This window comes from Parahalioglobus pacificus (assembly GCF_014652275.1).
Lineage (GTDB): Bacteria > Pseudomonadota > Gammaproteobacteria > Pseudomonadales > Halieaceae > Parahalioglobus > Parahalioglobus pacificus.
The window spans coordinates 911,455-936,726 of sequence record NZ_BMYM01000001.1 but is presented as its reverse complement, the minus strand read 5'-3'; the positions used below and the strand labels follow the sequence as shown (position 1 = coordinate 936,726).

Sequence of the window (25,272 nt, the reverse complement as noted above, 5' to 3'; positions counted from 1 at the left end):
GCCTTGAGCGACGCCGAAAGTACGCGCGGTTACCACCACGGTAACCTGCGCGCAGAACTGCTCGACACCGCCATTGCGCAGTTAGGCAGCGAGGGTACGGAGGCACTCAGCCTCCGGGCCTTGGCGCGCGCCATAGGCGTGTCACAAACCGCACCCTACCGGCACTTTTCTGACAAGGGCGAGCTGCTCGCAGCCATGGCCACACGCGGCTACGAAAACCTGTTGTGGAGCCTGCAGGAAGCCGGCGCACACAGCGACCATTCACCACCGGATCAACTGCGCGCCTTCGCTCGCGCCTATGTGGCCTATGCGGCAGACAACCCTGCCCTGTTCAAGCTGATGTTCGGCCCGTCCGTGCAACCGGCGGAAAACTACCCCGAGTTACGTCAGGCCAGTCGGGAGACATTCCTCCTGGTGCAGCGCATTCTCGAAGACGGCATGGATCAAGGCTTCTTCCGCCAGCAGGATGGCACCTACCTCGCCAACGCCGGCTGGGCCGGCATCCACGGGCTAGCCACACTCCGCGTCGATGCCCCGGAATTATTTCAACGGCACATCGACCTGGCACGCCAGATCGACACGGGTATTGAGACCTTTCTCATCGGGATCGCGGCACCGGCCATTCAGGATTGATTCACCGGGCCCTGTTGAATCAGGGCCTAACCACTTCAAACACAGGCTCCAGTGGCTGGAACAGCCGGAAGAAGCCGAGCAAATCCAGTCGACTCCCCTCCACACTCAAGTCATCACCCAGCAGAGTGTCACGGAGACCCGCGTTGCCGAGAAGAATGCTCAGAAACAGCTCCCGAGTGAGGGTGATACCGGCGTTGGCATCAAGTGCCTTTTCGCCCTCGCGGTATCTGAGAACCCCGTTACTGAGGGTGAGCACAATCACTTCGCCCGTATCCGTGAAAGTCATGTTAATCACGTAACTGGCATCCGCCGCCCGCTCGCCGTCAATACTGGCCGCCATAGTCTGGAAAAACAATGGCGTGGGCACCCGCTTTATCAGGCCGGCAGCATCACTGAGACTGGTCCCGGTGTCCGGCTTGCCACGGCGTAGCTCCCAGGAAGCGGTGAGATAAACGTCTCGCCAGGGACCCGATTCAGCCTGATAAGCCAACTGATCGTAGGCCGCGGCTAACAGTGCAATAGCTCGCTGATTGCCAGGCTCGGCAAACACAAGATGATTCAGCACCTCCGCCACCCAGCGATAGTCACCCTCATCAAACGAGGCCTGCGCTTTTTCGAGCACGGACTCGGCACCACCCATGTAGTCAACGTAGCGAGTGGCGGCGGCCTCAGGCGGGTGTGGGTCAAGGTTGGCAGGATTGCCGTCATACCAGCCGAAGTAGAACTGGTACACCGCCTTGCTGTTGTGCTTTGGCGTGCCGTAATAGCCTCGATTGGCGAAGTTGCTGGCAAGGCCCTCAGGCAACGTCATCGCCTCGGAAATCTCACGCGGCGTGGCGCCATTGTTGGCCATGCGAAGGGTCTGGTCGTGAAGGTATTTATAGGTATCGCGCTGACCCGCGAGAAAATTCTGGATCGCCGACTGACCCCAGATGGGCCAGTGGTGGCTGCCAAAGTACACCTCTGCATCGCTGCCGAACAGGGTGAGCGCTTCGTCGATGAAGCCACTCCACAGTAAGGCGTCGCGCACCTTCGCACCGCGCAACGTGTACAGGTTATGCATGTTACGCGAGACCATCTCGGCACCACAGAAGGCCTTGTGCTGCGGCATGTAAAAGGTCAGTTCCGCGGGGGCCTCGGAACCGCCGACATTTTGGAACACCATTTCCACGCCGTCGATGGTCAGTCGCTGCCCCGTCGCCTCGATGATGTCCGTGGGCTCGAGGATATCGATCAACCCGCCCTTTGCCGGCTCTTTACCTAAACCGGTACCCACATGTCCGCGCGGCGTGACCGGTAGGTTTCTGCCGTACATAAAGGTCGCACGCCGTTGCATCGCGGGGCCCGCCAACAAGTTTTCGCTGACGGCCTCCTCCAGAAAGCCCACCGGCGCGATCACGCGAAGGCCTTCGTAATCACTCTCGCGCAATGCACCCGCGACACCGCCAAAGTGATCGATATGGCTGTGGGTAAAGATAATCGCGCGCACCGGCCTGTCATCCAAATGCTCGCGAACAAAGGCCATACCCGCTCGGGCGGTGGGTTCGGTGGTCAGTGGATCAACAACGATCCAACCCGACTCCCCCTCAATGAGGGTCATGTTGGCAAGGTCATAGCCGCGCAGTTGGTAAATACCCGGCACAACTTCGAACAGCCCGTGAATATTGTTGAGCTGTTCTTGCCGCCACAGGCTGGGATTTACCGTTCCCGGCGCATCGCCTTCAATAAAACGGTAGGCATCCTGGTTCCAGACCTCTTTTCCATCGGGATCTCGAATGACGAGGCTGTCGGCGGATGCAATAAGACCTCGGCGAGCTTGCTCAAAGTCTTCTGAAGGGTAGGCTGCGATCCGTTCTGCAACCGCCTTGTTAGCTGCCAGCGTTGCCGCAGTGGGCGCCGTGAAGCCGTTTTCATCGGCACCTTCCATGGGCACGGGTGCTTCGCTACAAGCCACCAGCGCGAGTGCGATAAACAGGGAAATAAATGATCTCATCCAGGCAGGCTCCGCTCGAAATTCGAACGGCAGTGTATGCCACCGCCTACCTGAGGGCCAATTTTTGGGCGGGCTTTGTTAAAGCTCTCGCAAAACGCTCAGGGGTGGGCTTGAAACCACTTTGCGGCAGCTGTAAACGCCTAAAGCAGAAATCAAGACCACGCCAGCGCCAATGCCCAGTGGCCAAACAGCAGGACTCGGGCTGTAGTTAAATTCCATCACCCAAACTTGCAGGATATAGACCGACAGCTCTGCGGCTACCGTAGCCAGGAATCCCGCGAACAGCCCCAGCGCCGCGAATTCGATGAACAAGCCGCCCAGGATCAAGCCCCTGCGCGCACCCAGCGCCCGCAGTATGGCGCTCTCATGCATGCGTGCATCCACCGACGCCTGCACCCCGGACACCAGCACCAACGAACCCGCCGCAATAATCACAGCGAGCACCAACTCAATGGCACCAGAGACCTGTTCGACAATCGACCGAACCTGCTCCACCACTACGTCCATCTCAATCACCGTCACCGTGGGGAAATCGCGTATGAAGCTATTGAGAAAGACTTTTTGCGACGCATCCAGATGGAAACTCGTCATAAAGGTGGCGGGGTAGGCAGACAGAAACTGTGGCGGGAAGACCATAAAGAAGTTGGGCTGGAACGACTGCCAATCCAGTTCACGTATGCTGGCAACGCGTACACTCAACGGTGCGGACCCAATCATGAGTCCAATCTCATCGCCAACGCCGACCTGTAAACGCTCAGCAAACTCGCGCTCAAGGGATACCAGTGCCTCGGTTGATTCGGGTGCCCACCACTGGCCGTCCAGCAACTCATTGCCGCTGGGCAGCGTGTCCGACCAGGTGAAATTCACCTCGCGCTGCCGTCTCCCCTCCTCCTGGTCTGAGGTCTTGGGTAATTCATCGGCGTTGACCGACATAATGCGGCCGCGAATCATTGGATACAGCGCTTCACTGTTGATGTTCTCTGTGCGCAATACCTGGTCCACCGCCTGCACCTCTTCAGGTGCAATATTCAGCATGAAATGATTAGGCGTATCCGGCGGTAGCTGTGTTTGCCACTCATCAATCAGGGATGTGCGCACCAGCACCAACACCAGCAAAAGCATGATGGCCATGGCGAAGATCACCACCTGCAGGGCATTGGCTGTGCCGCGACGCTGCAAACCCGCCAGCGCCAGTCGCCAGATGCTGCCGGCACTCATGCCAACCAGCCGGCCACCGCGCAACAGCGTAAGCGCCAGTACCAGACCCAGTGTCACGGTGGCCGCAAGGCCCGCCAATACGGCGGCCGTGAGCTGCCAGTCACCGCTGTACCACCACATCAGCAGGCTGACTGCGACCAGGCCTACGCCGTAGTCGGTCAGTGTGCGTCGATTCTCATCGGGCATATCCCGGCGCAGTACCCTCAAAGGACTTGCCAGACTGAGGCGTCGGATGGGGGGCCATGCGAAACAGAGTAGACACGTCATTGAGGTTGCAGCACCGATCAGGTACGGACGCATCCCCGACGGCGCAGGCTGAACCGGCATTTGATCGGCAAACATCACAAAAAATACAGACTGCATACCCCAACCGGCCAGGCACCCCAGCGCGGTGGCGGTTGCACCCAACAGCAACAGGCTGCGCCCGTACAACCAGTTGATCGACCCGGAGGTTGCACCCAGACTTTTCATAATCGCGACGTAGTCAGTGTGGCGTTCAGAGAATCGCCGCGCGGCCAGTGCTATCGCGACACCAGCGAGCACAACGCCCAAGCTACCGGCCAACAGTAAAAAAGACTCGGCACGATTCAGCGCATTACCCAGGCCGGGCTGACCCTGGTTAACGTCCAGCAGACGGTGACGGTCTTCCAACTGGGGCTCTAACCAGGTTACAAAGCGCGCCACCGAGGGCTCATCGCCCGCATACAGCTGCCGGTACTGCACCCGACTGCCCGGCTGTACCACGTTGGTTTTCGGAATGTCGCTGAAATGCATCAGCACACGGGGGCCATAGCCCAGGAACGATGTCCCTTGATCTGGCTCGGTCCGTGCCGCCGCCACGACCGTGAATTCGGCATCGCCGATACCCACTGAATCGCCCATGGAAACGTCCAACAATGGGAACAGGCGGGAATCCAGCCAGACAGTGCCTGGCGCCGGCCCCTGGGCAGCAAGCTCGGCAGCACCGAAGGGCTCGCGCGAACTGGTGAGATCGCCGCGCAGCGGGTAGTCATCGGTCACTGCCTTGATGGAGGCCAGGTACATGGCCTCATCACCGGCAAATACCATGGAGGGGAATGTCAGGGTTTGGGCAGTTTGTAGTCCCTGAGTACGTGCCTCGGCCAACCACTGCTCTGGCATAACAGTGCTGGCACGAACCACGCGGTCGGCCGCCAGAAAACGATGGCTCTCCTGTTCCAGCGCGTTTTGCAGGCGCGTGGTAAAGGCAGAAATACCCGAGACCATTGCAACGGCCAACACCAACGCTGCCACCAGGATACCTAATTCGCCGCCGCGCCAATCGCGCACCAGCATGCGTGAAGCTGTCATCGACATCGGATCAGCTCGCTACCATCTCACCGGCTTCCAGGGTCAGCTGTCGCTCACAGCGACTGGCCAGTTGCAGGTCATGGGTCACCAATACCAGCGTTGTACCCTCTTCCCTGTTGAGCTCGAACAGCAGCTCCTCAATGCGATCGCCTGTGGCAGTATCGAGATTGCCCGTGGGCTCGTCGGCAAACAGAATGCGCGGTTTGGCAGCGAACGCACGTGCGATTGCGACACGCTGCTGTTCCCCGCCCGACATCTGGCGCGGGTAGTGATCCACACGCTCACCGAGGCCAACACGGTCCAGAAAATGCTCCGCCTGTTGCCGCGCATCCTTGTTGCCCTGCATTTCCAGGGGCAACATCACATTCTCAAGCGCGGTCAGCGCGGGCAATAATTGGAAGGACTGAAACACGAACCCGACCTCCCGCGCCCTGAACACGGCCCGGCCGTCCTCGTCGAGTTCTGCAAGATCGGTATCGCCGATGACTACCCTGCCCTCGCTGGCCTCATCGAGGCCGGCCAGCAACCCCAACAAGGTGGACTTGCCCGAGCCCGATGCGCCGATGATAGCAACGGCCTCGCCCGACTTGATTTCGAGGTTAATCCCTTTCAGTATCTCCAGCTCGCCGCCCGCCATAGGCACTCGTTTCTGGAGATTTTCGACTGTAATCATGCTTCGACGATTCCTTTTTCGCGTTTTACGTCAGCGGCTTGCGCTCGGATTGTTACTGCTGGGGTTCGCGCAAACATCAGCGGCAACCGGGCAATCGGTATTGGTGCTGGGCGATAGTATCAGCGCTGCCTACGGCATGTCGCTGGAAGAGGGCTGGGTTGCACTGCTTGCGGACCAACTGGAGGCGTCACACCCTGACACCGTTGTAGTCAACGCGAGCATCAGTGGCGAAACATCCGGCGGCGGATTGCGACGCTTACCCCAGCTACTGGAACAGCACCAACCGCGAATCGTGATCATCGAACTTGGCGGCAATGACGGACTCAGAGGCTATCCGGTGAATCGGTTTCGCGACAACCTGCGCGAGATGGCGCAGCTGTCACAGCAGGCCGGTGCGCGCGTCATCTTTTTGAGCATGGAGATTCCGCCCAATTACGGATCACGCTATACCCGCCTATTCCGGGAATCCTTTGGTGTCGTGGCTGAGGAGACCGGCAGCGTGTTGGGCCCCTTTATGCTGGAGGGTGTAGCGACCGAACCTTCGTTGATGCAGGCAGACGGCATACACCCAACGGTAGAGGCACAGCCCGCGCTGCTGAACAATGTCTGGCCCACGCTGCAGTCGTTGCTGGATGAGCCTGCGCTATAAGAGCGCGTGGGCAACCACCTCACCGACAAGATAAGTCACAGCGGCACCACCCAGTTTTACCCGATCGCCATCAATAGTGATGTCCATCCCGCCCCCTCGCGCAGAGAGCTGCCGGGCTGACAGGCTTGTGGCCCCCAATCGTTTGCCCCAATAGGCTGCAAGACAGCAATGCGCTGACCCTGTGACGGGATCCTCATCGATGCCCACCTGTGGGCCGAAAAACCTCGAAACGATATCGCAACTGTCTCCCTGCGCAGTGGCGATAATGTTCAGCGGTGTGGCCGCGGCAATCCCGGCGAAATCTGGTGACAGTGCACGGACTGCGGCCTCATCCTCCACAACACAAACCGCCATACTGGGGTTACCCACCGGGGCCTGCATGTCGCTGATCGCTACGCCCAAAGCAGTTTCCAGGCCATCGGGCACCGTCAGTTCACCCAGGGCTGGCAGCGGGAAGTCCATGCTGTAACGCGCGGGGCCGTTTTGGCCAGGCTGTTGCGCTGGCGCAACCATGAGTTCGCCACTGCGCGTGAAGAAGCTTACGGCATCTCCGGTGTAATTCAGATGGCGGTACAACACATGCGCAGTGGCAAGTGTGGCGTGTCCGCAAAGCTCGACCTCAACTGCAGGGGTAAACCAGCGCAGCCGAAACCCTTTGCCTTCGGGGGCAAAGTACGCCGTTTCGGATAAGTTATTCTCCGCGGCGATTGCCTGCAGCACCGTATCCGACGGCCACTGCTGCAGCGGCATCACAGCAGCCGGGTTACCCCCCAGCACCTTGTCGGTGAATGCATCAACCTGATATAGCGGAAAAGCATTATCACCCGTCATTATGTCCTCCACGTCGCCTGTTGCACGTCGCCTGTTGCACGTCGCCTGTTGCACGTCGCCTGTTGCACGTCGCCTGTTGACCGGGTGAAGGTGATTGTGCTCCTATCAACCCGAAATAGCGGGAAAGCTTAGCACGCATCCTGGACAGCCATTGAATCACTCAAACGACACGAGCACACCTTCGGACACAGGTGTATCTACCCACGGCAAGCGCGCACTCACCCCGCTGCAGCGCCGTTTTTTCCGAGTCATTTTTGGCACCGAAAGTGGAGCCGGCAAGGCCTTTGACCTGCTACTGATCGTCGCCATACTCGCGTCTGTTACGGTCATCATGCTGGACTCCATCCCTGAGCTTCACGCCAGTTATGGCGCACTCTTCTGGCGCATCGAAGTGATGTTCACGCTGCTGTTCACCGTGGAATACGCCATTCGCATCTGGTGTTCAGAAAATCGCAGGGAGTACGTCACCAGCCTCTACGGCGTCGTAGACCTACTCTCCATCCTGCCGACCTACATGGCATTCCTGATTCCCGGCGCCGCCTCGCTCACCATCGTGCGTCTACTGCGTATATTGCGCATTTTCCGGGTTCTGCGGCTTTTCAGCCTGGTGAAAGAGTACGCCGAAATTCTCGACGTGCTGCGCAAGTCCTCACGCGCGATCTTCGTCTTCTTTTCGATGGTAATCATCCTCACCATTATCTTTGGCTGTCTGATCTACGTCATCGAAGGTCCGTCCAGCGGTTTTACCAGCATTCCCATCAGCATCTATTGGGCGATTGTCACGATTACCACTGTGGGCTACGGCGATGTCGTGCCGGTCACGGCCGCGGGACGCGTGGTGTCTTCCCTGGGCATGCTGCTGGGTTATTCCATCATTGCTGTGCCAACGGCGATCGTGACCACCAAGCTCTACGAAAAAATGCAGGGCGATGACAACCGTGTACTGAACTGGAACTGCCCCAACTGTGTGCGCAGCGGACACGCACTTGACGCGGTGTACTGCAAGTATTGTGGCTCCGACCTCGAAGTACCCGAGGAGCTGCGGGCACAGAATTCACGGCAGTAGTACCGCCTACACAGCGGGTAATTCAGGCTATAATTGGCCGCCCTGGAGAGCCCCATGCCAACACCCTTATACGACTATCGCAAATACTGGGCAGAATGCTTCGGCCCTGCCCCCGAATTGCCCATGTCTCGCGCGGAAATGGATGCGCTGGGCTGGGACAGTTGCGACATCATCATCGTGACTGGCGACGCCTATGTGGACCACCCCAGCTTCGGCATGGCGGTGATAGGCCGTGTACTGGAGGCACAGGGCTTTCGCGTAGGTATTCTGTCGCAACCAGACTGGACCAGTTCCGAGCCCTTCAAGGCCTTGGGTAAGCCCAACCTCTTCTTCGGTGTGGCTGCGGGCAACATGGATTCCATGATCAATCGCTACACCGCCGATCGTAAGCGTCGAAATGACGATGCCTACACGCCGGGCAACGTCGGGGACAAACGACCGGACAGGGCCGTAATTGTTTACAGCCAGCGCGTTCGAGAAGCTTATCGTGATGTGCCTCTGATCGTCGGCAGCATCGAGGCCAGCTTGCGACGCATTGCCCACTATGACTATTGGAGCGACAAAGTCAGGCGCTCTATTTTGCTGGACAGCCGCGCCGATCTCCTGCTCTACGGCAATGCCGAGCGCGCTATCGTCGATGTCGCCCACCGACTCGCGGCCGGTGAGCGCATCAGTGATATACGAGACCTACGCGGCACTGCATTTGTGCGCAAGCGGATTCCCGACGGCTGGCGGGTCATCGATTCATCGAGCATTGACCTGGTGGGGGCGACCGCGCCGCCACTGAATCCCTACGAAGAAATCCCCATGGATAACAGCTGTGCTGACAAACAGGCGGCACCAGAACCCGTTCAAATCGAGCCGGTTACGCTGTTGGACAGCAGCGATAGGGGCCCTGCGGTCATTCGCATACCCGACTACGAGGCTGTGCGCGAAGACGGCGCACTCTATGCACACGCCTCTCGTGTACTTCACAAAGAGACAAACCCGCACAATGCTCGCCCGCTGGTACAGCGCCATGGTGACAGGGAAGTCTGGCTGAACGCCCCACCCATTCCGTTGGAAACGCCGGAGTTGGACTGGGTTTTCGAGCTCCCCTACACCCGACTGCCACACAGCCAGTATGGTGATGCCCGAATCCCGGCCTACGAGATGATTCGCCACTCGGTGAACATCATGCGTGGATGCTTCGGAGGCTGTACGTTCTGCTCGATCACGGAGCACGAGGGACGTATCATCCAGAATCGTTCCGAGGACTCCATCGTGCGCGAAGTCGAAGCCATTCGCGACACATCACCGGCATTTACCGGCGTCATCTCCGATTTGGGCGGGCCCACCGCCAACATGTGGCGCGTGGCCTGCAAGAGCAAAGAGATTGAGGCGAAATGCCGCAAGCTGAGCTGCGTCTATCCCGGCATCTGCAAAAACCTGGATACGGACCAGACGCCGCTGGTTAACCTGTATCGCCGTGCGCGCGAGTTGCCCGGCATTAAGAAGGTGTTGATCGCATCCGGCCTGCGCTACGACCTCGCGGTGGAGACGCCCGAGTACGTGCGCGAGCTGGTCACCCATCACGTGGGCGGTTACCTCAAGATCGCACCCGAGCACACGGAAGACGCCCCGCTGTCCAAAATGATGAAGCCGGGTATGGGCACTTATGACCGCTTCAAAGCAATGTTCGACAAATACTCCAAAGAAGCGAGCAAGGAGCAATACCTGATTCCTTACTTCATCGCCGCTCACCCCGGCACCCGCGATGAGGACATGATGAATCTTGCGCTGTGGTTGAAGCGCAACAAGTTTCGCGCCGACCAGGTGCAAACCTTCTACCCCTCACCCATGGCTACGGCCACCGCCATGTATCACAGCGGCAAGAACCCGCTGAAGCGCGTGACACGCACCAGTGACACCATGACCACTGTGCGCGGCATGAATCAACGTAAACTTCACAAGGCCTTCCTGCGTTATCACGATCCGGACAACTGGCCACTGCTGCGCAAGACACTAAAAAAGATGGGGCGCGCTGACCTGATTGGCAATGGCAAAATGCACCTTATTCCGCCGCGCCAACCCCCAAAGCGCCATCAGCGTGTGGATGGCACACAGCCATTTGCGACCCAGCACAACGGCCTGCCAAGAACACCGCAGGCACCGAAACGTCGGCGGCGTTCATCTACAGGGAAACCCGGACGCGGGTCTCGCTCGTAAACACCTAACAGGCAAGAGGAGCACAATAATGACAAACACCCTGCGCACAGGCTTGGCCGCATGGCTGAGCGTTCTACTGACAGTGCTTAGCCCCGTGGCGCTGGCAGAGGCTAGCGGCCCGCAGCTTGATCAACCCCTGCCGCCACTGGCGATTGCCGAACACGGCGAGCTGCTATTGGCAGACGGCGAATACAGCTGGAGGCCCTGGGATATATCTGCAGATCCAGGCAAGGTTCACATTGTGCAGTACTTCAGTGGCACCCTGGCACACCGCAAGCTGTTCTCACCGTTCACGGACCAGTTGCAGCAGGACATCGATTTCCGTCTTTACCATGTCACAACCATTATCAATCTTGATGCGGCGCTTTGGGGCACGAAGGGCTTTGTGATGTCGGAGATGGAGGCCAGTAAAAAGCAGTTCCCACTGGCCACCATGGTAGTAGACAAAGACGGAACCGGCGAGACTGAGTGGGGCCTGGAGGACACCGGCGCGGTGCTCGCAATCGTAGATAACGACGGCGTCATTCGCTTCGTGACCAACACCACGCTCGATGAAGCCCAGACAGAGAACGCACTGGAACTGATCCGCAGCGAGATTGACCGCGCTGCCGGCGTAGCACAGCTTAGTCGTTGACCCCCTATCCGGCGCACCGCAATGGTGCGCCTATCGTGCGTCACAGTGCTAGACGCCCTCCCCAGCTTTTGTTAGCGTCGTAAGTGTTAGCTACACCAGATGCACATAACCATAAAATAACTGGGAGCCAATGCGATGTTGTTTACGCGTAATAAACTGTCTCTAGCCTTTACCCTTCTCGCCACAGGCATGGCCAGTCAGACCGCTCTAGCTCAGCAAGGCATGCTAGAAGAGATCATTGTCACCGCTGAGAAGCGCGCGACCACCATTCAGGATACACCGATCGCTGTTTCGGCCTTCACCGGCGACGAATTGGACAGGTCCTTGATCAATAAACCGTTGGATATGCAATTCAGCGTGCCCAACATGTTAATGAGTAAGGGCAACTTCACGACGGCAAGCATCTCTATCCGCGGCATTGGCAACCTGGCTGTGGGATCATCAACGGATGCCGGCACTGGCGTACACTTCAATGGCGTCTACCTGAACAATGGCCGAATTTTTGAAACTGAATTCTACGACGCCGAGCGGGTGGAGGTGCTGCGTGGCCCCCAAGGCACACTGTACGGTCGAAACACCACTGCGGGCGTGGTGAATCTGATCACCCGCGCACCGGAGGATGAGTTCGGTGGCGACCTTAATATGGAGGTTGGAGAGTACGATCACGTTCGCGTGCGTGGCGCTATTAACTTTCCCATTACCGATGGTCTCTCCCAGCGTTTCGCAGGTTTCTATAACAAGCGCGACGGCTTTGTCGATAACGAATTCAATGGTCGCGATGTTGACGATCGCGATATGTACTCCATCCGTTCATCCACGCGCTGGGCAGGCGATAACACCGATGCCACGTTGGTGGTGAATTACTTCGAGGAAGACTCCACGCGCATGCGCGGGAGCAATCAGCAGTGTCTGCGCGACCCTGAAGGCATCATCGGCTGCTTGCCCACTGGTCTCGCTGACCAGAATACCAACAGTGCAGCGACGGTAACCGGGTTCCTAACCAACCTCGTTGGTACAGTAACAGGACAGCCCTTCCCGGCGGATGACTTCATCAACTCCACGGGGTTTAGCGACCCGCGCAAGCAGTTCCTGGACTTCACACCTCAATACGAGGTAGAAGACCTGATGGCGTCTCTTGAAATCAACCACAGCATGGGCGACTACACCATCACGTCCCTGACTGGCTATCACAGCTCTGACCTTGACGCGCGCAACGACTACGACTTCACAGTCGCTTCAGAGCCGTGGCCGTTCCCGGTCACCGTTCAGCGCGGCCCGGATGGTCCTATCACTACAGATCGCGCTTTTTCCAGCGACCGTTCCACCACGGAGCCTGAACAGTGGAGCCAGGAGCTTCGCCTGGCATCGGACTACGACGGTGACTGGAACTTCATGGTCGGTGGCTTCTGGCTGGATTACGAGTCAGAAACCCATTACTACGTGTACTCGGCAGCATTGGAAGTTTTTGGCGCGACTTTCGGCATCGATCCATCACAGCGGCTTTTCGACAACGACACTAACCCGTATGAATTGGAAACCTGGGCAGTATTTGGTGAACTCTACTGGCAGACCACCGATACGGTGTCTATGACTTTGGGCCTGCGCTACACCGAGGAAGAAAAGTCCTCAAGTCAGCGCTCCATCTATCTCGCCTTTCTGGATGACCCCACCACTCCTGACGGTGGCTACACTGACTTCGAGTTCAGCGACTCTGAGCCCACGGGTAAGTTTAATGTCACCTGGGATGTCACCGACGACATCATGACCTATGCCACCCTATCGACCAGCTTTAAGAGTGGCGGCTTTAATCCGATCTCCTCAGACTCAGTGATCCTGGACCCAGCATTTGGCGGCGATCCGAGCCTGGCCGAGTTCCAGCCAGAATTCATTGATGCTCTGGAGATTGGCGCCAAGATGCGACTGCTGGATAACACTCTGCAGGCAAACCTGACCTATTTCTACTACGATTATGAGGACTTGCAGGTCTCGAAAATTACCCAGCAGACGGCGCTGAATGAGAACTTTGATGCTACCAACCAGGGCTTCGAAGGCGAATTCATCTGGGTGCCGACCGAGAACTGGCGCTTCTCCGCCAACCTGGCGTGGCTGGATGCGGAACTCGATGGCGGCAGCAGCCTCGACCCGGCGGATATCAACCAGCGGGGCACCACCGAAAACATCATCACAACGCCCAACTCAAACGTTTATGTTGGCGCAGATTGCCCCGGAGGCGTCATTCCCTGCGCGGGACTTGAGGCAAATCTTGATGGCAATCAGCTACCCAATGCGCCTGAGTTCTCTGTGAACCTGGGCGCCGGTTATACCTGGTATCTGTCGAACGGCATGGAGCTCACTGCCGCCACTAACTACTACTGGCAGGATGAGTTCTACACACGTGTATTCAATACCGTGAATGACCAGGTGGATGAGTGGGACGTTTGGAACGCCACGCTCACTTTGTTCAGCGCTGACGGTAGCTGGTTTGTGGAGGCCTGGGGACGCAACCTACAGGACGAAGATCACATTACTGGACAATACCTGGGCGACCAGAATGTTGGGCTGGCCACCAACCAGTTCCTGCTTGAGCCGCGCATGTACGGTCTCACGCTCAACTACAGTTTCTAAGCATCCGGGGCGCCACTGGCTAATTGCCAGTGGCGCCAGCTCTCCCGCGGTCGCTTCGCTGGCCGCTCTTCACATTCACTGGTAACCTGCCTCGTCATTTTACCGGGCACAGGCGCTATGGACCTTGTCGTTTTTGATCTCGACGGCACACTACTGAACAAGCAATCCGAAATCTCCCCTTACACGCGGGAGACCCTAAAGCTGCTGCGCGAACGCAATATCGCCTACACCGTGGCGACGGGACGCACACTGCATGCGACCCGTGATCTGATTACGGACCACGGCTTCGATTTGCCACAGATCTATAAGAATGGTGTGATCACCTGGAGTCCACAGTCCCAGTCCTATTGCGACCAGCACCTGCTGACTCAGAACGAGATTCGCCATATTCTTGAGACGTTCATTAGCGCCGAAATCACACCGTTTCTGTTTACGCTGGAACCCGGCAATCACCATGCGATCTACCACTCGCCTCTGCTCAATGAGGCTGAGAAAAGGTTGGTCGAGATGTTCCGCAAAGATCGCGGACTCCCTGTGCTGCCCATCTCTGAAATTCCTGCCACCGCTGACTTGACAAATATCAGCGCGCTGGGACAGCGCGAACCCATAGAGCAGGTCGCCGCCATGGTGGAGCACGAGGCGGGCCTGGTAGCCTACATGGGCGTTGCCATCGAGGACGCCAACCTGTGCTGGATGGATATTCATCACAGTGCCGGCAGTAAAGGCGACGCAGCCAGCCGCCTGAAGACAGATCTGGGGCTGGAACGCATCGTATGTTTCGGCGACAGCGACAACGACCTGAGCATGTTTGCCTGCGCCGATGAATGCTACGCCCCGGAAAACGCCAAGGCACCGCTCAAGGCCGCAGCCACTGCGGTCATAGGCCATCACGATGAGGACGGCATCGCAAAATTCTTACGTGAACGCTTCGACCTACCCAATAACTGATGATATCGGGAACTGATGAGATGCCGAGACTCCGATTAGCGCGAAAAAGCGCTGTGTTCACCGCACTGCTGGGCGCCCTTTGGTTGGGTGGGATGGCCGCAGCGCAGCCCGCAGTACCACAGACCGTATTCAACAAAGCAGCGCTACAGCAGGACTTCGATCAACTCTACAGCGGCCTGCAACAGGCGCATTACGACCTTTATGCGCACTACCCAAAAACTCGCTATGACAGCGACTATGAAACGTATCGTGCGCAGATAGAGGACGGGATGAGCCGCCTCGAAGCCCAGGTCCTCTTTCAGCGATTCGTTGCACTGGGCGGCATCGCCCATGCCACCACCACCCTGCCCTTCGATGACTTCATGGCGTTTCGAGAAGCCGATGGGGCCATGCTGCCGCTGTTCCTGTTGATCGGCGAGGAGCAGGTGACTATCGACACTGTCACCAGCAAGGAAGGTGCCTTGGGTCGCGGGATGGTTGTCACGGCTATTGATGACGCACCCATCAGTGCGTGGTTGGACCGTGTTCGCACCATTGTGTCGGCAGATAACGACACGCTATCCAACAGCCTGATCGAACAGCAGCTGCCCTTTCTGCTGTGGATGCTGGATGGCGAGCGAGCGCAATACACCGTCACCGCGATTGCCGATGGAACACCGGTCACAGTCACCGTCGACACACTGTCACGACCTGAGCAGGACGCCATTGAAGCGACCCTATACGCACCTGTCGTCGACGCCCGAAAATCTGACGCGTCCGATGACAACGACGGTGACGATACAGCGCCGCGCGCCAAGCGGATGCTTTCGGAGCGCGTCGCCTATCTGAGGCCAGGCCCGTTCTATAACGTGGACGATGACAGCGGCAACGTCTGGGACGAAGCGCCGTTTAAACGATTTGTGGATGACGCCTTTAGCGAGTTCCTTGCCACCGGCGCGGAGGCGCTTCTGATTGATCTTCGTCTGAACCCGGGCGGCAACAGCTCCTTCAGTGATCCCATGCTGGCCTGGATTGCCGATCGCCCGTTCCGATTCGCATCACGGTTTGAGGTGAAAGTAAGTCCTCAAGCCGAAGCGGCGAATCTGGCGCGACTGGATGAACAAGCGGGTGACGATGACGTATCAAAACGCTACGCGCGACTCTACCGCGAGCACCGTGAAGGTGAGGTCGTGGACTTCGATTTACCCTATGCACAGCCAAAAGACGGGGAACAGTTTAAAGGGCAGGTGTATGTACTGGTTGACCGCACCAGCTACTCCAATGCCGTGTCCGTCGCGGCCATCGTGCAGGACTATGGCTTTGGCACCGTTTTGGGGGAGAAAACAGCGGACCTTGCCACCACATTTGGTGCGATGGAGCGGTTCCAGCTGGACAACACAGGGATCGAAGTCGGCTTTCCCAAGGCGCTGATCATTCGACCCAACGGGGATCGAACACCGGACGGTGTGACACCGGATATCCTTATCGACAGCTCAGGAAAGGATGCGGAGGATGTGTTGGCATCCGCTCTGTCAATCATCGAAAGAAACCTCTGAGCCTCCAACAGAGGCCGCAGTGGTCTAGCTATTGCGTAATGCGCGATTCGTTTTCGCGGTCGGCGTTGCGATGGTCGGGTCCTCGGGCCAGGGGTGTTTAGGGTAGCGGCCACGCATTTCCTTGCGCACAGACTGATAGCCATCGCGCCAGAACGTCGCGAGATCCTGCGTGACCTGCAGAGGCCGCCCGGCGGGTGATAGCAGGTGAACCTGCAACGTTAGAGCGCCGTCGGCGATTCTCGGCGTCTCGTCGCAACCGAACATCTCCTGCAACTTGATCGCAAGCACTGGCGGCTCCTGCGCATAATCAATGGCCGGGTTGGACCCTGAGGGGACTGCTATACGCTCGGGCGCCAGACGTTCAAGCTCCAGCGGCAGAGGCCATGGCAACTGGGCATGCATTATGCCGCGCAGATCCAGCCGTTTGAAGTCTTCCAATCGCGTCACGCCCTGCAGGTATGGCGCCAGCCACTCCTCGAGTGATGCCAACAGGTTTGCATCAGACAGGTCGGGCCAGGGGTTTTCACCGTCGCCCCACCGCAAATCGTGCATCAACATCACGCGACGTCGCCACTGCACCAAGGCGTCAGTCCACGGCAAGATGTCCAGTCCTCGCGCTCGGACAACGCTCACTAAGGCGTCGTTACGCACGCTATCGGGTATATTCTCCAGCGGCTTCACTGAAAGCTGTATCTGACCGATGACACTTCGCTGCTCACACACAAACTGACCGGCCTGATCATCCCAGGCCGCCCTCTCTTCATTCTGTACCAGCGATGCAAGGACATCGCTAAAGCGCTGAGCCGCCAAGGGTGCCGCGCTGTAGATCCTGTCGACCGGCCTGCCCTTTTCACCACCACTCTCGGCCACTGCCAGCCAGGGTGTACCCGTGAGGGCATCGTCTGGCGGCAGTTCCGCAGCGCGGCCACTGCTCAGTATGTACTGCCTGCCGTCGCCACCGGGGCGAAGTCTGGCCAGGCGATCGGGATAAGCGCTGGCAAGCAGCACGCCAGGAACTTCCCGCTGAGGCACACCCACACTGGCACCGCCGGACATGTGCACGGCCGACGCCACCTGACTGTACTTTCTGGCCTGCTGCCAACAGCGTTTGTACCAGCCCTTCAGCGGCTCCGGGCAGCTTGTTTCGCCCATCAGCAATGACAATGCAATGCCAATATCGGTTCCCCGACCAGACACAGGGTTGCGTTCAGCGAGCACTGCAGCCAAGAGACAGGCGGTTTCCGCTGCACCAATGTCACAGCCTTTCATTAACATGTGCGCGAGCCGAGGGTGCAACGGCAGTTGCGTTAAACGAACGCCATGAGGACTGAGCTGCCAGCGATCACTGCCGCCCTTAAACGCGGCATCGCACATGGCCAATGTATCCAGCGCCTTTTGATAGGGCGCGACCGGTGGCGGGTTCAACCAGTGCAATTCGCTCGGATCTTCGATGCCCCAGGCCAACAGCTGCATCGCCAGCGGCGTCAGATCGGCCTGAAGGATTTCAGGCGTGCCATGAGCCACCAACTGCTGATGCTGTTCTTCGCTCCAGAGGCGGTAGCAGTCACCGCGACCCAATCGGCCCGCCCTGCCCTTGCGCTGCCTCGCCGAGGCCCTGGAAATACGCCGGGTGGACAGGCGAGTCATGCCTGTATTGGCGTCGTAGACTGCCTCGCGTGCCAGACCGCTATCGACGACGGCAGAGATGCCATCAATCGTTAAACTGGTTTCGGCGATATTGGTCGCCAGAACGATTTTGCGACTACCTTCGGGCGCGGGACGGATCGCCCGCTGCTGCTGCTCCAGTGAAAGGCCGCCATAGAGCGGGGAAAGAACCACCTTGCCGTAGCCACCACCGGCAACGATATCGCCCAATTCCCGGGCAGCACTGTTGATTTCGCGCTGCCCCGGCAAGAAGACCAACACACTGCCGGCTGTCTCAGTCAAAGCTCGCTTAACGGCAGCCATCAGTGGCGGCATAAGCGGATCTCTGGGATCCAAGGGCTGGCTGAAGTGCACATCAACCGGGTACTGGCGCCCGTCAGATCGGATCAGAGGCGCACCGCCCAACAAGCCGGAGATTGCGCCACCATCCAACGTGCCAGACATAACCAGCACCTTGAGCGCTCTGGCCTCGCGAAACATTTCGCGTCCCTGCAAGGTCAAGGCAAGGCCTAGATCCGAGTCCAGATTGCGCTCATGAAATTCATCAAAAATCACCAGACCCACATCCGACAAGGCGGGATCCATTTGCAGACGTCTGGCCAACACTCCCTCGGTGACGACCTCTACACGCGTAAGCTCACCAACACAGCTGTCGAGGCGGATGCGGTAGCCCACCGTATCGCCTGGCTCCTCGTACAGTAGCCCAGCCATACGACTGGCCGCGGCACGGGCCGCCATGCGCCGTGGCTCCAGCATGAGAATTTTTCGGCCAGCCAGCCAGGGTTCGTTCAGTAGCGCCAGTGGAACCGCGGTGGTTTTACCAGCGCCGGGTGGCGCTTCTAATACGACGTTGTCGCTGCGTGACAGCGCATCGCGCAGATCATCGAAGACCTCAACAATCGGGAGGGATTGAAGTTCCTTTGGGAGCATCCTTGCATCTTAGCCGAGGGCGTTGTGAGTAACCATCCTGAGGGCGGCATCATAACCCGAACGGGGCGCACTGCGCAGTCATGGCCGGTCTTGTTGGGCATGGCCGCGCCTTGCCGTTATTATACCTGCTCACCGACAACGAGCTTTCGGAATGACAAACACCGCACACGACGTATTCGACCTCACGCTTACCGACGACCAGCGAATGAATCGCGACACGGTAAGACGCTTTACCGAGCAAGACATCCGGCCACTGGCCATGCCAGCCGACGTTGCCTCACAGACGCCGGAGGGCTTCTACCAGCGCAGCATGGAGTTGGGTCTTACCCTGATGCCTATTCCCGAGGCACTAGGTGGTGCAGGAGTAGCGCGGGCGCCAGTTTCAAATGTGCTCAATGCGGAAGACCTTGCCCACGGCGATTTGTCACTCGCCTTAGGCAGTATTAGCCCGCTGGCTTTCGTAAACACCCTGCTGGATCAGGGAACGGAAGCACAGCGAGAGCGACTGCTGCCACAGTTCTGTGGTGAGAACTTCGTCGCCGCCTCAACCGCGCTACTGGAACCTGCCGCCACCTTCGAGCCCACTGAGCCCAAGTGCTCGGCCGTGCGGGACGGCGATGAATACGTCATTGATGGCACCAAGAGCCTGGTGCCTCTGGGTATTGATGCGCAGTTGCTTCTGGTTATCGCGAAGCTGGAGACTGACGAGCCCGCCGCCTTCATCGTTGAAGGCGAGCCCGCGGGCCTTACCCGCACACAGGAGCTGAACATGGGGCTTCGCACGCTGCAAACCGCAACGCTGTCATTTGATGCAGTGCGGGTGCCCGCATCGAACATGCTGGGCGAGCGGCCGTTCGATCTAGAGCGCTTTATCGATCTGTCACGCCTGGGCATCTGCGCGCTGGCTGTCGGCACCTGCCAAGCCGTACTGGATTACGTGACAGAGTACTGCAACGAGCGCGTAGCCTTCGGTGAGCCTATCACTAACCGTCAATCAGTCGCCTTTATGATCGCCGACATCGCGATCGAGCTCGAGGCGATGCGCCTGATGACATGGCGCGCCGCATCTCGCGCCGAGCAAGGCTTGCCGTTTCACAAAGAAGCGTATCTGGCAAAGGTGTTCTGCGGTGAACACGCGATGAAGATCGGCACCGACGGCGTGCAACTGCTGGGAGGTCACGGGTTCTGTCGGGAACACCCGATGGAGATGTGGTATCGCAACCTGCGCGCCATCAGTTTGCTGGAAGGTCTGGCTTCTGTTTAAGCCGCTATCACCCACCGAAGCCCACCGATACAGGAATTTTGAGAGATGATTAATTTAGAACTGTCAGAGAAGCACCAGGAATTGCTCAACAACACACGCATGCTGGCTGAACACATGATGAGGCCCTACTCCCGCAAATATGATCGCGAGGAGCATGCCTACCCCACAGAAATGGAAGAGGTTGCCAAACTTATTCGCGGCGGACGCGAAGGTGTCGGCAAGCAGGATAAGAATGAGCAGCCCGAAGGCGCAGTAGTCAACGGCGCCAATATGGGCGCGGTTATCGGCCTTGAGGGGCTCTGCTGGGGTGATGTGGGCCTGTTCCTGGGCATGCCCGGTAGCGGGCTGGGCAATGCGGCTATCAATGCCGTTGGCACACCTGAGCAGCGCGAGAAGTACGCCAAGTCCTATGCGGCCATGTGCATCACCGAACCGGGTACCGGATCAGATTCGGCTAATATCAGCACCACGGCGGTCGCCGACGGCGACGAGTGGATCCTCAACGGTGAGAAAATTTATGTGACCGATGGGGAACGCTCCGACACCCTGGTTGTGTGGGCCACGCTGGACAAGTCACTGGGTAAGGCTGCCATTAAGTCGTTCATCGTCGAAAAAGGCACGCCCGGCTGCGAGGTCACTCGACTGGAACACAAAATGGGTATCCGTGCGTCTGATACGGCGGCGATCACTTTCTCTGACTGCCGCATTCCTCGGGAGAACATTCTGGGCACACCGGAAGTGGCCACCACTGCCGAAGCGCGCAAGAAAGCCTTTGGCGGCGTTATGCAAACATTCGACAACACCCGCCCGCCAGTGGCCTCGATGGCAATTGGTGTTGCACGGGCCGCACTGGATCTGGCGCAAGAGTTACTGGCCAAAGAAGACGTCAGCCTTGACTACGACAAGACACCGCGCAATCTCAGCGCGATAGAGGCAGAACTCTACACCATGGAAGCGGAATGGAGCGCGGCCAGACTGCTAGTCCATAAGGCCGCCTGGATGGCCGATAACAAGCAGCCAAATTCGAAAGAGGCGTCCATGTGCAAAGCCAAGGCGGGTCGCATGGGGAATGCCGTTACCCTGCGCTGTGTCGAGCTGTGTCAGTCATTGGGTTATAGCGAAAACGAACTGCTTGAGAAGTTCGCCAGGGATTCAAAGATTCTGGATATTTTCGAGGGCACCCAGCAGATTCAGCAACTGATCGTGGCGCGCCAGGTGCTGGGTAAGTCCTCTTCCGAGCTGAAGTAACTCCGGAGCGCTCAAGGGGGTTGACGTCACCGCTGTGACTCAGCCCTCTTCATACAGCGCCATGCAGGCACCAGCGGGATCCCTGATCACTGCAAACCGGTCCGCACCCATGCTTCGAATTTCACCGATGCACGCTCCGCCTCGCGACTCACAGGCTCGTAGACTCGCCTCAAGATCGGCAACAATGACATACATCATCCATTGGGCGGGCACTCCCTCGTTACTGCCGCGTCCGTGACAAACTCCGGCCACAACATTGCCTTCACCATCCATCATATTGAAATCGTTGTAATCACCCATGCTGACCGGACTGGACTGCCACCCCACCACGTCTTCGTAAGAATCGCGCAGCCCCCCTGCGTTCTCACAAGTTAGGTCGCGCCAGCCGATACCGCCTATAGTCTGCTTTGTCATTGTTGACTCCGCGTTACCTACGCCAGTTTATAGTGTCGCGCTTCAGCGCAGCCAGTTGCGACGCCTAATCACCACCTGACGCCGAGAGATAGAAGAAGACGATGCCCACGTATCGCGACCACATCATGGTCCACGCTGTTAGTCAGGCATTGCAAAAGGAATGAACTATGAGCCTGGATGAACTGTCAGCCATCGGCGAATTCATTGGCGGTGTGGGCGGCCTTGTCGCGGCACTTGGCGTAATTGCATCACTGGTTTTTGTGGGCGTTCAGCTGAGGGCCTCCGTGCGACAAGCCAATGCCGAGAGTTACGCCACCATCACCAGCTTATGGGTGGAGTTCACAAATGCAGTGCCAGCGAACACCGAAAACTGGTCGATTTTCTATCAGGGCGTTCGCTATTACGACGCCCTGAATGACTCGGACAGGTCGCGCTTCAATTTCTATCTGGGAATGTACTTCGGCATTCAGGATACCGTTATGGTGCAGCAGCAGATGGGGGTATAGAACAACGACGCGACCTATCAGCGCGTCCTGGACGAGGGCTTTAGGCTCTTCTCAATGCCGGGTGTGCAGCAGTGGTGGCAAATCCATAAAGGCCGGGTATTTGCACCCGACCTTGAGGCTTACTTCGAGCAGCGTTTAACGGCATCCAGTTCGGGGCACTGAATAACCCACCTGGAGATCGCTGGCGCAGCGCAAAAGCAGCCCGCCCTGCCCCGGCTATTACTGCCTGGCCATCCAGGCGTCCATACGGGCCTGCAGCGCATCCAGTGGAATAGCGCCTGCACCCAACAGCTCGTCGTGGAAGCTGCGGATATCAAAGCGCTCACCCAGTCTCGCCTCAGCGGTCGCACGCAGTTCCAAAATCTTCAGCTGCCCGATCTTGTAGGCCAGCGCTTGACCTGGCCATCCAATGTAGCGATCGATTTCATTGACAATATCGGCCTCACTCTTGCCGGCGTTGGCTTTAAAGTAATCGATAGCCTCCTGCCGGGACCAACCGAAATAGTGAATGCCGGTATCAACGACAAGACGCACGGCCCGCCACATGTCATAAGTCAGCTGACCGTAGCGGGAATAGGGGTCGGTATACAGCCCCATCTGGTATCCCAGACGCTCTGAATACAAGCCCCAGCCCTCGACAAACGCAGTCACGCCGCTGGCGCGACGGAACTCGGGCAGCCCGGTAAGCTCCTGCGCCAAAGCAATTTGCAGGTGATGCCCGGGTACTGCCTCGTGCACACTCAGAACCTCAATTTCATACTTAGGGCGCACTTCTGGACGGTACAGATTGACGTAGTAGTAACCTGCGCGTGATCCATTGATAGCCGGCGGCATGTAATACGCGGTTGTCGTATCCGGTGCAGTCTCTGCCGGGATAGGCTTAACGCCATAGGGCATGCGGGGCAACTTGCCGAAAAGACTCACCAGTTCAGGGTCCAGGCGTTTGCTCACAGCCTGGTAGGCCTCCAGCAGTGCCTCGGGTGTTTCGTAATAAAACTGGGGATCGGTACGCAGGAATTCATTGAAGGCCTGAAGATCACCGTCAAAACCGACTTCGCTTTTCACGTCCTCCATTTCCGCGAGGATCCTTGCCACCTCGCCCTTACCGGTTTCGTGAATCTCTTCCGGCGTCATATCCGTAGTGGTGAATCGCATGGCCAGGTAGCGATAGATTTCATCACCGCCCGGCAGGCTGGCAACACCTGGCTCAGGCCGACTGGCGGGCAAATAGGTGTTCACGAAAAAGTCTTTGAAATCGCGATAAGCCGGGGTCACCTGATTGGCGATCACGCTGCGAGCCTGGGCCTGCAGTTCCTCCGCCAACTGTGCATCCATGGTAGCTGGCATCCGCTTAAACGGACGGTAGAAAGGGCTGTATTCAGGACTGTCAGCGATGGAGTTATCCAACTGAGCCGGTACGCGCTCCATGACGGCGCGCGGCTGCACGCGCTCGATAGACACGCCCTCCTCTAACAACTCGCGGTACTGCGCCAGCAATGTGGGCAGGGCCTGCATGCGGGCCAACCAATTGCGGTAGTCCACCTCATCCTGCATCGGCGTGTATTCAAGAACGGTGTACTGGTGTTGCGGGCCATCGCGCATGTTGAGGCTCATGAGATTCAGACCCAGCGCCTGCTCTTTGCGGGCGCCTTCTAGTCGCCGCTGAAACATCCGGTAGTTGAGCTGGTTATCCTCACTCAGGGCGGTTATCTCTATAACCTGCAGACGGCGCTGGAACTCCCCACGCTGGTTATCGCGCTCGATATGCGCAGCGAGGCTCATATCTGTCCAGCGGTCATTGCCAGAGCGATCGCCGCGATAAGTGAGATATTCAGGATGCTGTGACATGAACCAGGCCCAGTGTTCGTCCAGCAGTTCGGTAAAGCGCTGATCGGGCGAGGCCTGCGCAACCAAGGACAGACCGAGCAGCAGCACAGCGAAAACATACCTCATGAGTCTCTCCAAAAGAGGGTCGCGGATCGCGAAACTAGCCCTTGCGGCCCAGAAAGGGCACCAGCACCGGGGTTGCGTTCAGATACGCCTGATACTCGGGGTTTTCACCCCAACGCTTCTTACCTTTGGCCTGTAGCATGGGAATACCGCTAATACGTGTCAGCAGCACAAACACGAAGAGCGGTGAGATCAGTGTGGCCCATGCCCACCCCTGCAACGCAGGCAGAGCCATTACAGCAATGCCGCTCCAGAGCACAATCTCGCCAAAGTAGTTGGGATGGCGGGAGTAGCGCCACAACCCGGTCGTTATGAACGTGCCGCTGCCATATTGGGCACGGTGTACCCGCTTCTGGCGGTCTGCCATTACTTCAATCGCAAAACCGCAAATCCATATGACAATGCCCACCACACCTGCAACGCCGAAGGGCGCCGTAGACCCTGACGTAATTGCGGCCCAGCCACAGGCCGCAGTCATCACTACCCAGAGTCCTTGCAGGCTCCACGTAAACAGGAAACGTAGGGGATTAGGCTTGATTTTATCGAAGCGCGAGTCAGAGCCATCCTGCGAGATGCGCCTCACCAGGAAACTTCCAAGGCGTATTGCCCAGACGCCGATGCACACGGCGATCAACACTGACCTGATGGACTGCTCCGGAGTGAGATAGACGGCCAGCCCAGTGACGGAGAGGTAGGTCAGGCTGCCTACGAGATCGTAAAAGCGCTCGGTTTGTTTGAGAAACGCCGGTACGAATGCAACCCATTGAATGGCGAACGCCAGAGCGGCACAGATCACCATCACCGGCACGCCCGCAACGTAGGCACCCGTTAGGCCACCGGCAACACTGACGGCAGCACCCAGAACAACAACTGTGAGGATATTCAGCATGGCGCGCAGTGTAGCGCGAGCCGCTAGCTAGCAACAGGTCACGCGCACTCAAACTGCACGCACG

Annotated in this window: 19 protein-coding genes; 11 read left to right on the top strand and 8 right to left on the bottom strand. The window is 58.2% G+C overall.

From position 1 onward, the window contains the following. Window positions 1-3: 3 nt before the first annotated feature. A complete protein-coding gene (locus tag IE089_RS04315; protein WP_189475478.1) occupies window positions 4-633 on the top strand; it encodes a TetR/AcrR family transcriptional regulator in 630 nt (209 codons plus the stop codon). Between the two features lie 19 nt (window positions 634-652). Here IE089_RS04315 and IE089_RS04310 read toward each other — a convergent pair whose 3' ends face one another. The 3 genes from IE089_RS04310 to IE089_RS04300 form a co-directional block, all read right to left on the bottom strand. Beyond that, window positions 653-2,626 (bottom strand): alkyl/aryl-sulfatase, encoded by a 1,974-nt coding sequence (locus tag IE089_RS04310; RefSeq protein ID WP_189475476.1) that lies wholly within the window; start codon window positions 2,624-2,626, stop codon window positions 653-655. A gap of 78 nt (window positions 2,627-2,704) precedes the next feature. Next, the gene (locus IE089_RS04305; RefSeq protein WP_229802576.1) at window positions 2,705-5,173 is read right to left on the bottom strand and encodes an ABC transporter permease; all 2,469 of its coding nucleotides are present in this window, start codon (window positions 5,171-5,173) and stop codon (window positions 2,705-2,707) included. Window positions 5,174-5,183: 10 nt separating this feature from the next. Continuing rightward, a complete protein-coding gene (locus IE089_RS04300; protein WP_189475474.1) occupies window positions 5,184-5,846 on the bottom strand; it encodes an ABC transporter ATP-binding protein in 663 nt (220 codons plus the stop codon). On the opposite strand from IE089_RS04300, the gene IE089_RS04295 reads away from it, so the two are divergent. After that, window positions 5,845-6,495: an arylesterase gene (locus tag IE089_RS04295; RefSeq protein WP_189475472.1), complete on the top strand. Its 651-nt coding sequence runs from the start codon at window positions 5,845-5,847 to the stop codon at window positions 6,493-6,495. The genes IE089_RS04300 and IE089_RS04295 overlap by 2 nt on opposite strands. On the opposite strand, the gene IE089_RS04290 is transcribed toward IE089_RS04295, so the two are convergent. After that, a complete protein-coding gene (locus IE089_RS04290; protein WP_189475470.1) occupies window positions 6,490-7,326 on the bottom strand; it encodes a PhzF family phenazine biosynthesis protein in 837 nt (278 codons plus the stop codon). The two genes, IE089_RS04295 and IE089_RS04290, sit on opposite strands and share 6 nt — an antisense overlap. A 151-nt stretch (window positions 7,327-7,477) precedes the next feature. Between IE089_RS04290 and IE089_RS04285 the strand changes: the two genes are divergently transcribed. The 6 genes from IE089_RS04285 (at window position 7,478) to IE089_RS04260 (ending at window position 16,342) form a co-directional block, all read left to right on the top strand. Continuing rightward, window positions 7,478-8,392: an ion transporter gene (locus IE089_RS04285; protein WP_189475468.1), complete on the top strand. Its 915-nt coding sequence runs from the start codon at window positions 7,478-7,480 to the stop codon at window positions 8,390-8,392. Window positions 8,393-8,446: 54 nt separating this feature from the next. Then, window positions 8,447-10,600 (top strand): YgiQ family radical SAM protein, encoded by a 2,154-nt coding sequence (locus IE089_RS04280; protein WP_189475466.1) that lies wholly within the window; start codon window positions 8,447-8,449, stop codon window positions 10,598-10,600. 28 nt (window positions 10,601-10,628) lie between these two features. Continuing rightward, window positions 10,629-11,234, top strand: coding sequence for a YtfJ family protein (locus tag IE089_RS04275; RefSeq protein WP_189475465.1), 606 nt, complete (start codon window positions 10,629-10,631; stop codon window positions 11,232-11,234). 135 nt (window positions 11,235-11,369) lie between these two features. Next, window positions 11,370-13,859, top strand: coding sequence for a TonB-dependent receptor (locus IE089_RS04270; protein ID WP_189475463.1), 2,490 nt, complete (start codon window positions 11,370-11,372; stop codon window positions 13,857-13,859). Between the two features lie 117 nt (window positions 13,860-13,976). Next, window positions 13,977-14,807, top strand: coding sequence for an HAD-IIB family hydrolase (locus tag IE089_RS04265; protein ID WP_189475461.1), 831 nt, complete (start codon window positions 13,977-13,979; stop codon window positions 14,805-14,807). 20 nt (window positions 14,808-14,827) lie between these two features. Beyond that, the gene (locus tag IE089_RS04260) at window positions 14,828-16,342 is read left to right on the top strand and encodes a S41 family peptidase (protein ID WP_189475459.1); all 1,515 of its coding nucleotides are present in this window, start codon (window positions 14,828-14,830) and stop codon (window positions 16,340-16,342) included. A gap of 24 nt (window positions 16,343-16,366) precedes the next feature. Here the strand turns inward: IE089_RS04260 and hrpB are convergent, their stop codons facing one another. After that, on the bottom strand, window positions 16,367-18,937 hold the full coding sequence (hrpB, locus tag IE089_RS04255) for an ATP-dependent helicase HrpB (protein WP_189475457.1): 2,571 nt from the start codon (window positions 18,935-18,937) through the stop codon (window positions 16,367-16,369). Window positions 18,938-19,088: 151 nt separating this feature from the next. On the opposite strand from hrpB, the gene IE089_RS04250 reads away from it, so the two are divergent. Together IE089_RS04250 and IE089_RS04245 are read left to right on the top strand one after the other, a co-directional pair. Beyond that, window positions 19,089-20,201 carry an acyl-CoA dehydrogenase family protein gene (locus tag IE089_RS04250; protein ID WP_189475454.1) on the top strand — a complete coding sequence of 371 codons (1,113 nt, stop codon included), beginning with the start codon at window positions 19,089-19,091 and terminating at the stop codon, window positions 20,199-20,201. A gap of 45 nt (window positions 20,202-20,246) precedes the next feature. Then, a complete protein-coding gene (locus IE089_RS04245; protein WP_189475452.1) occupies window positions 20,247-21,449 on the top strand; it encodes an acyl-CoA dehydrogenase family protein in 1,203 nt (400 codons plus the stop codon). 39 nt (window positions 21,450-21,488) lie between these two features. Here the strand turns inward: IE089_RS04245 and IE089_RS04240 are convergent, their stop codons facing one another. Further along, complete coding sequence (locus IE089_RS04240; protein WP_189475450.1) at window positions 21,489-21,863, bottom strand: VOC family protein; 375 nt, start codon at window positions 21,861-21,863, stop codon at window positions 21,489-21,491. Window positions 21,864-22,030: 167 nt separating this feature from the next. On the opposite strand from IE089_RS04240, the gene IE089_RS04235 reads away from it, so the two are divergent. Next, entirely contained in the window at window positions 22,031-22,369 is a 339-nt protein-coding gene (locus tag IE089_RS04235; protein WP_189475448.1) for a hypothetical protein, read from the top strand. 219 nt (window positions 22,370-22,588) lie between these two features. Here the strand turns inward: IE089_RS04235 and IE089_RS04230 are convergent, their stop codons facing one another. Next, entirely contained in the window at window positions 22,589-24,322 is a 1,734-nt protein-coding gene (locus IE089_RS04230) for a DUF885 domain-containing protein (protein WP_189475447.1), read from the bottom strand. Window positions 24,323-24,356: 34 nt separating this feature from the next. Then, on the bottom strand, window positions 24,357-25,208 hold the full coding sequence (locus IE089_RS04225; RefSeq protein WP_189475445.1) for a DUF1295 domain-containing protein: 852 nt from the start codon (window positions 25,206-25,208) through the stop codon (window positions 24,357-24,359). Window positions 25,209-25,272 lie beyond the last annotated feature (64 nt).

Excerpts from the sequence above, each read along its gene's own strand:
- IE089_RS04245 (WP_189475452.1), top strand. The coding sequence starts at position 20,247 with ATGATTAATTTAGAACTGTCAGAGAAGCACCAGGAATTGCTCAACAAC.
- hrpB (WP_189475457.1), bottom strand. The coding sequence starts at position 18,937 with ATGCTCCCAAAGGAACTTCAATCCCTCCCGATTGTTGAGGTCTTCGAT.
- IE089_RS04265 (WP_189475461.1), top strand. The coding sequence starts at position 13,977 with ATGGACCTTGTCGTTTTTGATCTCGACGGCACACTACTGAACAAGCAA.
- IE089_RS04275 (WP_189475465.1), top strand. The coding sequence starts at position 10,629 with ATGACAAACACCCTGCGCACAGGCTTGGCCGCATGGCTGAGCGTTCTA.
- IE089_RS04260 (WP_189475459.1), top strand. The coding sequence starts at position 14,828 with ATGCCGAGACTCCGATTAGCGCGAAAAAGCGCTGTGTTCACCGCACTG.
- IE089_RS04305 (WP_229802576.1), bottom strand. The coding sequence starts at position 5,173 with ATGACAGCTTCACGCATGCTGGTGCGCGATTGGCGCGGCGGCGAATTA.
- IE089_RS04270 (WP_189475463.1), top strand. The coding sequence starts at position 11,370 with ATGTTGTTTACGCGTAATAAACTGTCTCTAGCCTTTACCCTTCTCGCC.
- IE089_RS04230 (WP_189475447.1), bottom strand. The coding sequence starts at position 24,322 with ATGAGGTATGTTTTCGCTGTGCTGCTGCTCGGTCTGTCCTTGGTTGCG.
- IE089_RS04250 (WP_189475454.1), top strand. The coding sequence starts at position 19,089 with ATGACAAACACCGCACACGACGTATTCGACCTCACGCTTACCGACGAC.
- IE089_RS04295 (WP_189475472.1), top strand. The coding sequence starts at position 5,845 with ATGCTTCGACGATTCCTTTTTCGCGTTTTACGTCAGCGGCTTGCGCTC.
- IE089_RS04300 (WP_189475474.1), bottom strand. The coding sequence starts at position 5,846 with ATGATTACAGTCGAAAATCTCCAGAAACGAGTGCCTATGGCGGGCGGC.
- IE089_RS04290 (WP_189475470.1), bottom strand. The coding sequence starts at position 7,326 with ATGACGGGTGATAATGCTTTTCCGCTATATCAGGTTGATGCATTCACC.
- IE089_RS04280 (WP_189475466.1), top strand. The coding sequence starts at position 8,447 with ATGCCAACACCCTTATACGACTATCGCAAATACTGGGCAGAATGCTTC.
- IE089_RS04235 (WP_189475448.1), top strand. The coding sequence starts at position 22,031 with ATGAGCCTGGATGAACTGTCAGCCATCGGCGAATTCATTGGCGGTGTG.
- IE089_RS04240 (WP_189475450.1), bottom strand. The coding sequence starts at position 21,863 with ATGACAAAGCAGACTATAGGCGGTATCGGCTGGCGCGACCTAACTTGT.
- IE089_RS04310 (WP_189475476.1), bottom strand. The coding sequence starts at position 2,626 with ATGAGATCATTTATTTCCCTGTTTATCGCACTCGCGCTGGTGGCTTGT.
- IE089_RS04225 (WP_189475445.1), bottom strand. The coding sequence starts at position 25,208 with ATGCTGAATATCCTCACAGTTGTTGTTCTGGGTGCTGCCGTCAGTGTT.